Annotated in this window: 10 protein-coding genes; all 10 read left to right on the top strand. The window is 68.8% G+C overall.

Going from position 1 to position 12,338, the window contains the following annotated elements:
- Positions 1 to 33 precede the first annotated feature (33 nt).
- The 10 genes from C1I92_RS14545 to C1I92_RS14590 all read left to right on the top strand — a co-directional run bounded on the left by C1I92_RS14545 (position 34) and on the right by C1I92_RS14590 (position 12,216).
- Complete coding sequence (locus C1I92_RS14545; protein ID WP_111255377.1) at positions 34 to 966, top strand: DUF6772 family protein; 933 nt, start codon at positions 34 to 36, stop codon at positions 964 to 966.
- Positions 967 to 1,005: 39 nt separating this feature from the next.
- Complete coding sequence (locus tag C1I92_RS14550; protein WP_111255378.1) at positions 1,006 to 1,332, top strand: DUF6385 domain-containing protein; 327 nt, start codon at positions 1,006 to 1,008, stop codon at positions 1,330 to 1,332.
- A 46-nt stretch (positions 1,333 to 1,378) separates the two neighbouring features.
- Positions 1,379 to 2,308 carry an ABC transporter permease gene (locus C1I92_RS14555; protein WP_111255379.1) on the top strand — a complete coding sequence of 310 codons (930 nt, stop codon included), beginning with the start codon at positions 1,379 to 1,381 and terminating at the stop codon, positions 2,306 to 2,308.
- Entirely contained in the window at positions 2,305 to 3,198 is an 894-nt protein-coding gene (locus C1I92_RS14560; protein ID WP_111255380.1) for an ABC transporter permease, read from the top strand. Before C1I92_RS14555 ends, C1I92_RS14560 begins: the two co-directional genes overlap by 4 nt.
- A 60-nt stretch (positions 3,199 to 3,258) precedes the next feature.
- The gene (locus C1I92_RS14565) at positions 3,259 to 4,773 is read left to right on the top strand and encodes an ABC transporter substrate-binding protein (protein ID WP_111255381.1); all 1,515 of its coding nucleotides are present in this window, start codon (positions 3,259 to 3,261) and stop codon (positions 4,771 to 4,773) included.
- Positions 4,774 to 4,807: 34 nt separating this feature from the next.
- Positions 4,808 to 5,830 (top strand): ABC transporter ATP-binding protein, encoded by a 1,023-nt coding sequence (locus C1I92_RS14570; protein ID WP_111255382.1) that lies wholly within the window; start codon positions 4,808 to 4,810, stop codon positions 5,828 to 5,830.
- Between the two features lies 1 nt (position 5,831).
- Entirely contained in the window at positions 5,832 to 6,656 is an 825-nt protein-coding gene (locus tag C1I92_RS14575) for an ATP-binding cassette domain-containing protein (RefSeq protein ID WP_111255383.1), read from the top strand.
- 54 nt (positions 6,657 to 6,710) lie between these two features.
- The gene (locus C1I92_RS14580) at positions 6,711 to 8,561 is read left to right on the top strand and encodes a right-handed parallel beta-helix repeat-containing protein (protein WP_111255384.1); all 1,851 of its coding nucleotides are present in this window, start codon (positions 6,711 to 6,713) and stop codon (positions 8,559 to 8,561) included.
- Between the two features lie 47 nt (positions 8,562 to 8,608).
- Positions 8,609 to 10,462 (top strand): right-handed parallel beta-helix repeat-containing protein, encoded by a 1,854-nt coding sequence (locus C1I92_RS14585; protein WP_199521236.1) that lies wholly within the window; start codon positions 8,609 to 8,611, stop codon positions 10,460 to 10,462.
- A gap of 71 nt (positions 10,463 to 10,533) precedes the next feature.
- A complete protein-coding gene (locus C1I92_RS14590; protein WP_233507003.1) occupies positions 10,534 to 12,216 on the top strand; it encodes a glycoside hydrolase family 13 protein in 1,683 nt (560 codons plus the stop codon).
- The last annotated feature ends 122 nt before the right edge of the window (positions 12,217 to 12,338 follow it).

The raw sequence follows: 12,338 nt of genomic DNA on the forward strand, positions 1-12,338 counted from the left end.
CCGCGAAACCATCACTACCGCCACGGAGGCACGGTGCAGAAGGTCATTCACTACGAGCGCGGCCTGGAGAAGTACAAGCCGTTGCGCAACGTCGTCACGTACGACGACTTCGATCGTGGCTTCAACGGCTGGCTGGACCTGACGCCGAACTTCGTCAACGACGACTACCGGCACTACCCGTCCGAGGTGGACCTCGCCAGCTGGGCACCCTCGATGATCAGCGCGGCGCCGATGCGCTTCGCCGCCACCCACGGGTCGATGGAGGGCACCTACTCGCTGAAGCTGAACACCAAGCCGGTCGCCAACCGCTACGAGGAGAAGCCGGCCGACGGGAGCATGGGGGTCGCGCTGAAGCGTCTCTCCAACTTCGACCCGAACATGCGCTACATCCAGATCGAGGCGTTCTACGCCTACACCCCGCAGCAGGACCGGCTGGGATTCGGTGAGGAGGATCTGCGGGCGTTCGGCTTCTACTTCGACCTGCAGGACCACGAGTACCGCTGGATGCCCGGCGTGCGCTACGTGAACTCCGTCAACGGCGAGCTCACCAAGAAGTGGCAGTACTGGAAGGTCGCCGACGGAGTGACCAAGAAGGACTGGTGCTACGGGCGTGAGGACGGCTGGCAGCGCCCCGGGGTCGACAACCTCTGGTACGGCCGCCGCCATGCCGACGGCTCGGCCGACGCCTTCCAGTGGGTACCCGACGGCGAGCAGGACCTGCTCTACAACGAGAGCCCGGACAAGCTCAACTGGCTGTACTTCCGTCTGCTCATCGACTTCCAGCGTCGCGAGTACGTCGAGTTGCAGAGCATGGACCGGACGTTCGATCTGCGCGGTCTGACGCCGACGCTCGTCACGCCGTACAAGAGCATCACGAACCTGATCAACCCGATCTTCTTCGTCGAGACCGACACGAATCGCAGCGTGAATCTCTTCCTCGATTCCGTCGTGTACTCGACGGAATGACCACAGCCCACCGTAGATCGACTCGGAAGGCCCTGCTCAGTGCGCACCTTTGCCACCTCTGTCATCGAACGTCGTCTCGAGATCACCGCCGGCCACACCACCCACCCGTACGAGGCGGGCTGGGCCGGGGAGGCGGTCTTCTTCGTCCAGGTCGAAGGAGACCACCCGGACCTGTCGGTCCAGGCGCAGATCTCGCCTGACGGACTGCACTGGGTCGACCGCGGCCGTCCCTCCGTGGTGGCGGCGGACGAGCAGATCGTCGCCATCGACCTGGCGAACTTCGGTGGCTGGCTCCGGCTGGCCTTCGCCGGCGCGACGCCGGAACGGCCGGCCACCGTGCTCGTTCACCTCGCCCTCAAGGGCTGACGACACCAGAAGGATCGCCTCGATCGAGAGAGGAGGGACCGCAGCGATGCTGCCGCAACTCATCCGCCGGCTCGGCCTCATGATCTTCACCGTGTGGGGAGCCGTGAGCCTCACGTTCGTGATCCTGCGGCTCGCACCCGGCGACCAGGCCACCGTGCAGCTCGGGCCGGATGCGACCGCGGCCGACGTGTCCGCGTTGCGCGAGGAGCTCGGACTCAACCGGCCGATGCTGGTGCAGTACCTGGACTACCTGGGCTCGGCGCTCACCGGCGACTTCGGCGAGTCGTACCGCTTCCGCGACTCGGCGACGACGGTCATCCTCGATCGATTCCCCGCGACCGTCCTGCTCGCGGGCACCGCGACCGTGGTGGCGCTGACGATCGGTCTGCTCCTGGGGATCCTGGCCGGTCGTGCGCCGGGAAAGCTCGCCGACCGCGCGATCTCCGGCATCACCCTGGTCATGCAGGCGATCCCGTCGTTCTGGTCGGGCATCATGCTGATCCTGCTGATGGCGCTGACACTGCGGCTCCTGCCGAGCGCGGGGTCCGGCGACCTTCAACATCTGGTGCTGCCGGCGGTCACCCTCGCGATCCCGTTCACGGCGCTGGTCGCCCGGATCACGCGCAGCAGCGTCGCGGAGGTGACCGCGGAGCCGTACATCATGACGGCACGGTCGAAGGGGCTGCCCGAGCGGCTCGTGCTGAGCCGGCACGCCCTGCGCAACTCGGTGATCCCCGTGGTGGCCATCGTGTCCTTGCACATCGGCACCTTGATGGGCGGCGCGGTGATCGTCGAGCAGGTCTTCGCGTGGGAAGGGGTGGGGTCGCTCCTCGTCGGCGCGGTCGGCAACCGCGACTACGCCATCGTCCAAGGCACGACCGTGCTCCTGGCGATCGTCGTGGTGACGATGAACCTGCTCGCCGACGTCCTCAACGCCCGGCTGGATCCGCGCATCCGAGCGGGGGTGGCGTCATGACGACGATGGGGCTGGTGCAGAACCCGGCGCCGCCGGCGCCGCTGGCGCCGGCGCGGGCCCGCCGCACCAGGGTGCGCCGCGTGGTCGCCGCCCTCCCGATCGTGGTCTTCGGCCTGTACGTCGTCGCGGCGATCATCGGCCCGCTGTTCATCGACTACTCCCCGGTTGGCGGAGAGCTCGACGACCGGCTCCTGCCGCCCGGCTCGGTGCTCAGCGACGGCGGCACGGCCCTGTTCGGCACCGACGCACTCGGCCGCGACCTGTTCGGCCAGGTCGTCTACGGCGCCCGCACGTCGGTGTTCATCGGCACGCTCGTGGTCCTGATCAGCGCTTTGGTCGGGCTGGCGGTCGGTACGGTCGCGGGGTATCGGGGCGGCACGACCGACCTCGTGGCGTCACGCGTCATCGACGTCCTGCTCGCCTTCCCCGGCATCCTGCTGGCCATCGTCATCGCCGGTGTGTTCGACCGAAGCCTCGCCATCGTCGTCATCGCGCTGAGCGTGACCAACTGGATCGGCTTCGCCCGTCTCTCGCGGTCGATGGCCATGTCTCTGCGGGAGCGCGACTGGGTCAAGTCGGCGACGGTGATGGGCGTGCGGCGCCGACGCATCATCGCGCGGCACATCCTGCCGTTCATCGCCGGGCCCACGTTCGCCCTGGCGACCACCGAGTTCGCCGGCGCCATTCTGGCTGAAGCTTCGCTGAGCTTCCTCGGGCTCGGCCTGCCGTCGGCGTCGGTGTCCTGGGGGCAGACCATCGCCGCCGGAAAGGAGTACCTCGCCAGCGCTTGGTGGATCTCCGCCATCCCTGGAATCGCGCTCGCGCTGCTCGTCATCTGCGTGGGCTTCACCGGAGATCGACTCACCCGTTACTTCGGCCGAAGGCGATGACGAGACGTCAGCAGGTGCATCACACACACAGTCGAACGCAGCTCAGTGAGGAGCAAGGCAATGAGATCCCTACGACACTCCGCCATGATGGCGACCGCACTTCTCGGTCTGCTCGCAGCCGCGGCCTGCGGCGGCGACGACGACTCCACCGAAGGCGGTGGTGGTGAAGCAGGTGGTGGCGAGATCGCCGTCGCCGGTCAGTTCCCCACCGAGTCCATCGACCCGAACGGGCCCCTGGCCATCGACGGCGGCACCCGTGTCGCGTCGATCCAGCTGTACAGCCCGCTGCTGCAGACGATCGGACCGGGCGAGTTCGACCCGGCCGCCGCGGAGAGCTGGGAGATCAACGACACCGCGACGGAGTTCACCTTCACGTTGCGCGAGGGGATCACCTTCTCCGACGGCTCGCCGATCACGGGGCAGGACGTGGCCGCGTCGTTCGAGCGCACCGTCGCGTCCGACAGCCCGTTCTCCGCGAACTTCGTCAACGTCAGCGTCGCGGCGACCGACACCACGGTGACGTTCACGACGGCCGAGCCCGACCCGGCTCTTCCGGCCAAGCTGACCGGACTCATGATCACCCCGGCCAGCGCCACCGAAGACAGCTACCTGGGCACACCGGTCACCTCCGGCCCGTTCAAGGTGGAGTCGTTCACGCCTGGTGGCGACCTCGTCATGGTCCCCAACGAGAACTACTGGGGGGAGCAACCGAGCGTCGACCAGCTCACCATCCGGTCGATCCCCGAGGTCGCGGCGAGGGTCACCGCCCTGGAGACCGGCGAGCTCGACGTGATCTGGGGCATCTCCGACGACCAGGTGGCGCAGCTGGGCGGCAACACGGAGGTCGAGGTCGTCTCCGCGGTCGGTTCCGGCGTCCTCACGATGTGGATGAACGCCTCCACGCCGGCGCTGGAGAAGGCCGAGGTGCGGCGGGCGCTGTGGCAGGCCGTCGACTTCGACAAGAAGATCGACGCCCTCTATCCGGAGAGCGGCGAGCCCGCGGACTCCGTCATCGCCCCCACGGTGTTCGGCTACGCGCCGCAGGAGCCGGTGGTCTACGACCCCGAGGCGGCGAGGCAGGCGCTGATCGACGCCGGGTTCGACTTCGACACAACGTTGCGCTTCCACTTCTCCCAGACGCAGTTCCGGCAATGGGTGGACTCGGTCGTGTCCGATCTGGCCGCGATCGGTGTCAAGGTCGAGGCGCTGGAGAAGGAGCAGGCCGTCTACACCGAGGACCTGCTGGCCCTGAACTGGGACATCAACATCCAGCAGGTCGGCACGCTCGGGTTGGACGCCTCGTACAACCTCGGCCGGCTCTACACCTGCGCCGCGGAGCGGACCGGCTACTGCAACCCGGAGCTGGACGAGATGCTGCGGCGGGCCGGTACCTCCGTCGATCCTGCCGAGCGGGAGGCCGCCTACGCCGAGGCGACGGAACTGATCTGGACCGAGGCCGTGGGCATGTACCCGATGTTCGTGAAGAACCTCTTCGCCACTCGGACGTCGGTGTCCGGCTTCGAACCCGACGGTGAGGGGTTGCCGCGATTCGACACGGTCTCGGTTGATGAGTGACAGGCACCCCGGGTCGACGAGCACGACGGCAGTGATGTCCGGCCGTGTCCCGGCGGGGTCCCGGTCCGCCGGGACCCTCCGGGTCAGGGAGCTGAGGATCACGCTGCCCGGCCCGCGGGGCATGGCCGACGTCGTCGACGGCGTCTCCTTCGACATGGTGGAAGGGCGCACGACCGGCCTGATCGGCGAGTCCGGCAGCGGCAAGTCGCTGACGGCGATGGCTATGGTCGGCCTGGTCCCGGAGACGGCTGTGGTCAGCGGGCAGGTGCTCCTGGGCGACGAGGACCTGCTCACGGCCGGCCGCGCGCGGATCAGGCAGGTCAGGGGGACCGAGATCTCGGTCGTGTTCCAGGACCCGTCGACCGCGCTCAACCCGACGATGACCATCGGTGACCAGGTCGGCGAGATCCTGCGGAGCCGAGGGCTGTCCAGGAGCCAGGCGCGGGAGCGAGCCGCGGACCTCCTCGAGCATGTCGGAATTCCGGACGCCGCAAATCGCGTGCGCGCCTACCCGCACGAGTTCTCCGGCGGGATGCGTCAGCGCGCGATGATCGCCCTGGCGCTCGCCGGCGGGCCGAGGTTCATCCTGGCCGACGAACCGACGACGGCGCTCGACGTCACCGTGCAAGCCCGGATCCTCGACCTGCTGGGCCGCCTCCGCGACGAGGACCACCTGTCCATGTTGCTGGTCAGCCACGACCTGCGGGTGATGTCGCACGTCGCCGACGACCTCGTCGTCATGTACGCGGGCCGGGTCTGCGAGCGCGGCGGTGCCAAGGCGGTCCTCAACCGGCCGCTGCATCCCTACACCGACGCCCTGGTGCGCAGCGTTCCATCGGTGCACGTCGAGTCGGCGATCGCCGACCCGCTGCCGGGCAGCCCGGCCAATCCGTTCGACCGCCCGGCCGGGTGTCCGTTCAATCCGCGCTGTCCGCGCGCGGAGGACCGATGCCGGACCGAGGTGCCTGCGCTGCGCGAGATCGCCCCGGGCCGTCTCAGCGCCTGCCACTTCGCGGAGCTTGCGGAGCGAACATCAGACACAGTGCCGAGGAACTGACATGACGGATGCTGCCGGCCTGCGCATCACGGACCTCACCGTGACCTACCCCGGGCCTCGCGCCGCCGGCCTCGTCGGCCGGCGAACGCCCATCACGGCGGTCGACGCCGTCAGCCTCGACGTCGCGCCGGACGAGACCGTCGCCCTCGTCGGAGAGTCGGGGTCCGGCAAGTCGACGATCGCGCGCGCGGTGGTGGGGCTCGTCGCTCCGTCGGCCGGCTCCATCGAGTTCGACGGGGCATCGCTGTTGAATCTGCGTCCACGGGACCAGTGGGCGCGGCGGAACATCGCGATGATCTTCCAGGATCCCCGGTCCGCGCTGAACCCGCGCCTGTCGGCAGCGGCCTCCATCAGCGAGGCCTGGGAGGCACACCCCGACGTCGCTCCGGAGGGCGTTCGCCGTGATCAGCGACGGCGACGGGCAGCGGTCGTCGACCTGCTGGCCCAGGTCGGGCTGGATCCCGACGTCGCGGGAAAGCGCCCGACGGCGCTGTCCGGCGGGCAGTGCCAGCGGGTCAGCATCGCGCGAGCGCTGGCACTGAGCCCACGGCTGCTCATCTGTGATGAGGCGGTGTCCGCACTCGACGTATCGGTCCAGGCCCAGGTGCTGAAGCTGCTGGTGAGCGTGCGTGAGGCGCGCTCGCTCTCGATGCTCTTCATCACGCACGACCTCGGGGTGGTGCGTCAGGTCGCCGACCGCGTCGCGGTCATGCGTCACGGCGAGCTGGTCGAGAGCGCCGACGTCCACACGCTCTTCACGGCACCGCAGCACGACTACACCCGGGAACTCCTCTCCGCCGCCGTCGACCTCGACGTGAGGAGCTGACCACCGCACGGCACGTCCTCGTCCGCAGTGAGAGCACCCCAAGGAGAAGGACAGATGACCGATCGCATCAACCGACGCACGATGATCCGTTCCGCCGCCGGCGCAGGTGTGGTCGGCGTCGGCGGGCTCGCACTCAGCGGGACCGCCCACGCCGAGACGGCGCCGCCGAGTCTCGTCGAGGCCGACGGCTCCCCGGTCCTGACGCCGCAGCAGTTCGGCGCCGTCGGTGACGGCGTGGCCGACGACACCGCCGCGATCCAGGCCGCGATCAACGCCGCCCGGTCGCAGCTGAACAAGATCGTCGTCGTCCCGCCCGGGCAGTACAAGGTCACCTCGACGATCGTCGTCGGTGACCACGAGTACGAGACGCCCGGCGAGCACCTGAACCGGTTCGTCCTGCGCGGCTACGGAATGTTCAGCGAGGAGCCCTCGAAGTTCATCTTCCACCACGACGGTGTGGGCATCCGGTGGGAGGCGTCGCTCGGCGGCATCCACGGCATGGCGTTCGATGCCCCGGTCAAGACGGCGAACAACGTCGGCATTCACGTCGCCCGGACCGCGAACACCGACGACACCGACGTCACGATCGTCGAGTGTTCGTTCCTGCGCTTCAACCGCGCGGTCGAGAGCGTCGGCCGCGGCTTCACCTTCACCAAGAACAAGGTCGCCGTCTGCACGACAGGCGTCACGATCTCCTGGCCCACAGAGGGCGTGCAGGGCGACGGTGTCCACGTCCTCCCGTACGGTCTGCGCAAGTGGCTGATCACCGACAACCACTTCCACTCTGACTTCGACGCGATCGTGTTCAACGGCGCCCCGGACGGAAACTTCCGCGGCGCGGTGATCAGCAACAACCTGCTCGACATCGGCCGCCGGCTCTTCAAGGGCAGCCTGACGAACTCGACGATCAGCGGCAACGTCGTCGAGAACGGCACCGGCAACGCGATCATTCAGATCGATGCCGGCGGCCACAACCTCACCATCACCGGCAACGTGATCGGCGGGTTCGACACGACGCCGGGAGCATGGGACCCGCCCCGGTACGCGATCCACTTCACGAGCGGGGTGTCGGCGAAGAACGTCACGATCTCGGCGAACACGTTCAACTGGATCAACGGCTCCGGCATCCGGTTCGATCAGTCCGCCGAGAAGGTCAGCATCACGGACAACTCCTTCGATCACTGGAACCTGAGCAACTCGTCGAGCCACGCCGCCGTGCTCGTGAACGCCGACGCCACGCGGTTCGCGATCCTCGGCAATGTCATCTCGGCCAACCCGAAGCCGGACGCGCTGCCGATCCGGGTGACCGGCACGTTGAGCGCATCCAACGCGGTCGGCAACGCGTTCGAGCAGAAGGGGCTGGTCGCTGCCGGGTCGATCAGCGCCGACTCGTTCGTCGAGTCCGAACCCGGCCGGTTCACCAGGCTCCAGCTGGCCGCCGTGAAGGACGCCGCCGTGCGCGTCCTCAGCACGGCCACGACCGGCATCGCGACGAACGACACCTACGGCGGCTACGTGGTCGAGAGCGCGCTGGCGGACGGACCCGGCCCCGGTGTCAAGGGCGGGGTCGAGGTGGTCGCGGTCAACGCGTCCGGCTCGGCCGCCACGAACCTGCTCTGCTCGACGGACTCCACGAACGAGGTGGTGGCCTTCCAGGCCAGCGTCGCGGGCCTGATCCCACCGACGGACAACGCCCGCGACATCGGCAGCGCGGACGCGAGCATCCGCACGGTGTACGCCCACGCCACCCGGCTGCATCCCTACACGGTCGCCACCATCCCGCCGGCCGCGGACATGCCGGGTTCGCTCATCCAGGTCGCCGACGGTCGCGCCGGCGGACCATGCCTGGCCATGTCCGACGGCACGTCGTGGCGCACCGTGCCGCTGGGAACCCCCGTCCGATAGCCGTCGACCTGACGTGAAGAGCTGACCACCGCAAGGGAGAAGGACACATGACCGATCGAATCAACCGACGCATGATGATCCGTTCCGCCGCCGGTGCAGGTGTCGCGGGGGTCGGCGGGCTCGCGCTGGGCGGAACCGCCCGTGCCGAGACGGTGCAGCCGAGCCCGGTCGCTGCCGACGGCTCCCCGGTCCTGACGCCGCAGCAGTTCGGCGCCGTCGGTGACGGCGTGGCCGACGACACCGCCGCGATCCAGGCCGCGATCAACGCCGCCCGGTCGCAGCTGAACAAGATCGTCGTCCTTCCGCCCGGGCAGTACAAGGTCACCTCGACGATCGTCGTCGGTGACCACGAGTACGAGACGCCCGGCGAGCACCTGAACCGGTTCGTCCTGCGCGGCTACGGAATGTTCGGCGAGGAGTCTTCGAAGATCACCTTCCACCACGACGGCGTCGGCATCAGGTGGGAGGCGTCACTGGGCGGCATCCACGGCATCGCGTTCGACGCCCCCGTGAAGACGGGGAACAACGTCGGCATCCACGTCGCCCGCAACTCGGCGAACACCGACGACACCGACGTGACCATCGTCGAGTGCTCTTTCCTCCGCTTCCAGAGCGCCATCGAGAGTGTCGGTCGCGGCTTCCTGTTCACCAAGAACAAGGTCGCCGTCTGCACCACGGGCATCACGGTCTCGTGGCCGACGGGTGAGATCCCGGGCGGCGAAGTCCACAAGCTGCCGTACGGTCTGCGCAAGTGGCTGATCACCGACAACCACTTCCACTCTGACTTCGACGCGATCGTGTTCAAGGGTGCCCCGGACGGAGAGTTCCGCGGCGCGGTGATCAGCAACAACCTGCTCGACATCGGCCGCCGGCTGTTCAAGGGCAGCCTGACGAACTCGACGATCAGCGGCAACGTCGTCGAGAACGGCAACGGTAACGCGATCATCGAGGTCAACGCCGGCGGCCACAACCTCACCATCACCGGCAACGTGATCGGCGGCTTCGACACGACGCCGGGGGCGTGGGACCCGCCCATCTACGCGATCAGCTTCGCCGCGGGCGCGTCGGCGACGAACGTCACGATCTCGGCGAACACGTTCAACTGGCTCCGTGGCTCGCCCATCGGTTTCGCGGGATCCGCCGACAAGGTCAGCATCACGGACAACTCGTTCGATCATTACAACCTGGCCAACACCGCCGTTCACGGCGCCGTGCGTGTGCAGGGCGACGCCACGCGGTTCGCGATCGTCGGCAATGCCATCTCGGCCAACCGGAACCCGGCCGGACTCCCGATTCGCATCGACGGCACGATGAGCGAGTCCAATGTCGTCGGCAACGTGTTCGAGCAGGAGGCCCTGGTCGCCGCCGGGTCGATCAGCGCCGACTCGTTCGTCGAGTCCGCGCCGGGCCGGTTCACGAGGCTCGAGGTGACCGCCGCGAAGGACGCCGCCGTGCGCGTCCACAGCACCGCCACCGCCGGCATCGCCGCCGGCGACACCTACGGCGGCTATCTGGTCGAGAGCGCGCTGGCGGCCGGGGCAGGCCCGGGCGTCAAGGGCGGCGTCGAGGTGGTTGCGGCGAATGCGTCAGGCGCGGCGGCCACGAACCTGCTGTGCTCGACGGACTCCACGAACGAGGTGGTGGCCTTCCAGGCCAGCGTGGCGGGCCTGATTCCACCCACGGACAACGCCCGCGACATCGGCAGCCCCGACGCGAGCATCCGGACGGTGTACGCCTACTCCGCCCGGCTGCATCCCTACACCGTCGACACCATGCCGCCGGCCGCCGACGCGGCGGGCGAGCTCATCCAGGTCGCCGACGGTCGCGCCGGCGGGCCATGCCTGGCCATATCCGACGGCACGTCCTGGCGCACCGTGCCGCTGGGCACCCCCGTCCGGTAGGCCTCGACACACCAGCGGGCCGGGGACGCGGAGGCCGCCGGGCCTTCGCGTCCCCACCCTGACGACACGAGATGGATCTGACGAACATGGGCGATGACCTGGCCTCGGCGCCGTGGTGGCGAGACGCGGTGATCTATCAGCTCTACATCCAGTCCTTCGCCGACGGCAACGCCGACGGGATCGGCGACATCGCCGGGCTGCGCAGCAGGATCGGCTATCTCGCGAGCCTCGGCATCGACGCGATCTGGATCACGCCGTGGTTTCGCTCACCGCTGCGCGACGCCGGCTACGACGTCTCCGACTACCGCGCCATCCACCCCCGGTACGGATCGGTGGGCGAGGCCAGGGAGTTGATCGACGAGTGCCACGCGGCCGGGATCCGCGTCATCCTCGACATCGTCCCCAACCACACCTCGTCGGATCACCCGTGGTTCGTCGAGGCGTTGCGTTCCACGGCCGGATCCCCGGAGCGTGCCCGGTATCACTTCCGCGCCGGGCGCGACGCGGGGCAGAGTCCACCCAACGACTGGCTGAGCGTGTTCGGCGGACCCGCCTGGACCCGGGTCGTGGATGCTGACGGCCGGCCGGCCGAGTGGTACCTGCACCTGTTCGACTCCTCGCAGCCCGATCTCAACTGGGACAGTGAGGACGTCCGGTCCGAGTTCGAGGACGTCCTGCGGTTCTGGTTCGACCTCGGCGTGGACGGCTTCCGGATCGACGTCGCCACCGCGCTGGTCAAGGCGCCCGGGCTACCGGATCTCGGGTATCCCGACGGAGCGTTCCTCGCCGACCTGACCCGCGCGGACCATCCGCACCGCGACCGCGACGAGGTCCACGAGATCTATCGCAGCTGGCGGAAGCTGGCCGACTCCTACGATCCGCCACGCATGTTCGCCGCGGAGGCGTGGCTCGACGACCCGGACCGGCTGTCGCGGTACGTCCGGCCGGACGAACTGCACACCACCTTGAACCTGTACTACCTGAAGTCGGCGTGGACGGCGGAGAGCATGCGTCGGGCCATCGACGCCTCGATCGCCGCCACGTCGTGCGTGGGGGCGCCCACCACGTGGGCACTGTCCAACCACGACGTCGAACGCGTCGTCACCCGCTACGGCCGTGAGGACACCCGCCGTCGTCCGGGGGTGTCCGGGCCGGAGCTGGGGCCCGTCGACGAGCAGCTCGGCCGCCGCCGGGCCCGAGCAGCAGCGCTCCTGACGCTCGCCCTGCCGGGCAGCGCGTACATCTACCAGGGCGACGAGCTCGGGTTGGCCGATGCGCACGTACCGGAGCACGCCCGGCGGGACCCCATCTGGATCCGGTCCGGTGGCCGGCGCTGGGGCCGGGACGGCGCAAGGGTGCCGTTGCCATGGACGCCGGACGGTGGTTCATTCGGGTTCGGCGACGACGGCGCCTGGCTGCCGCAGCCCCCAGGCTGGGGAACGCACGCGGTGTCGGCCCAGGCACGCGACGACACGTCGTTTCTCGAGCTGCACCGGAGCGCGTTGCGCCTCCGGCGCACTCATCCGGCTCTGGGTGGAACGAGCGAGGTGAACTGGTGCGAGGCGCCTCGTGAGGACGTCCTCGTGTTCACCCGCGATCCGGGCTTCGGCTGCGTCGTCAACTTCGGACCAACAGCGGCGCCGATCCCGCTCGACGGCCGCGTCCTCCTGTCCAGTGACCGCGAGACCACCGACCGCGAGGTCCCTCCCCACGGTGCGGTCTGGCTCGATCTCCGTCCGGCGGGCCGCGCATGACGGCGACTGAGCGTCCGAACGTGGTGCTGATCCATTGGCATGATGTGGGCACGCATTTGGGTGCGTATGGGCATGGTGATGTGACGAGTCCGGCGGTGGATGGGCTGGCGGCGGAGGGGTTG

Origin of the sequence: Jiangella anatolica, from assembly GCF_003236295.1 — a bacterium.
Taxonomy (GTDB): Bacteria; Actinomycetota; Actinomycetes; order Jiangellales; family Jiangellaceae; genus Jiangella; species Jiangella anatolica.

Coding starts and splice junctions, on each gene's coding strand:
- C1I92_RS14580 (WP_111255384.1), top strand. CDS start 6,711: ATGACCGATCGCATCAACCGACGCACGATGATCCGTTCCGCCGCCGGC.
- C1I92_RS14575 (WP_111255383.1), top strand. CDS start 5,832: ATGACGGATGCTGCCGGCCTGCGCATCACGGACCTCACCGTGACCTAC.
- C1I92_RS14590 (WP_233507003.1), top strand. CDS start 10,534: ATGGATCTGACGAACATGGGCGATGACCTGGCCTCGGCGCCGTGGTGG.
- C1I92_RS14565 (WP_111255381.1), top strand. CDS start 3,259: ATGAGATCCCTACGACACTCCGCCATGATGGCGACCGCACTTCTCGGT.
- C1I92_RS14585 (WP_199521236.1), top strand. CDS start 8,609: ATGACCGATCGAATCAACCGACGCATGATGATCCGTTCCGCCGCCGGT.
- C1I92_RS14570 (WP_111255382.1), top strand. CDS start 4,808: ATGTCCGGCCGTGTCCCGGCGGGGTCCCGGTCCGCCGGGACCCTCCGG.
- C1I92_RS14555 (WP_111255379.1), top strand. CDS start 1,379: ATGCTGCCGCAACTCATCCGCCGGCTCGGCCTCATGATCTTCACCGTG.
- C1I92_RS14560 (WP_111255380.1), top strand. CDS start 2,305: ATGACGACGATGGGGCTGGTGCAGAACCCGGCGCCGCCGGCGCCGCTG.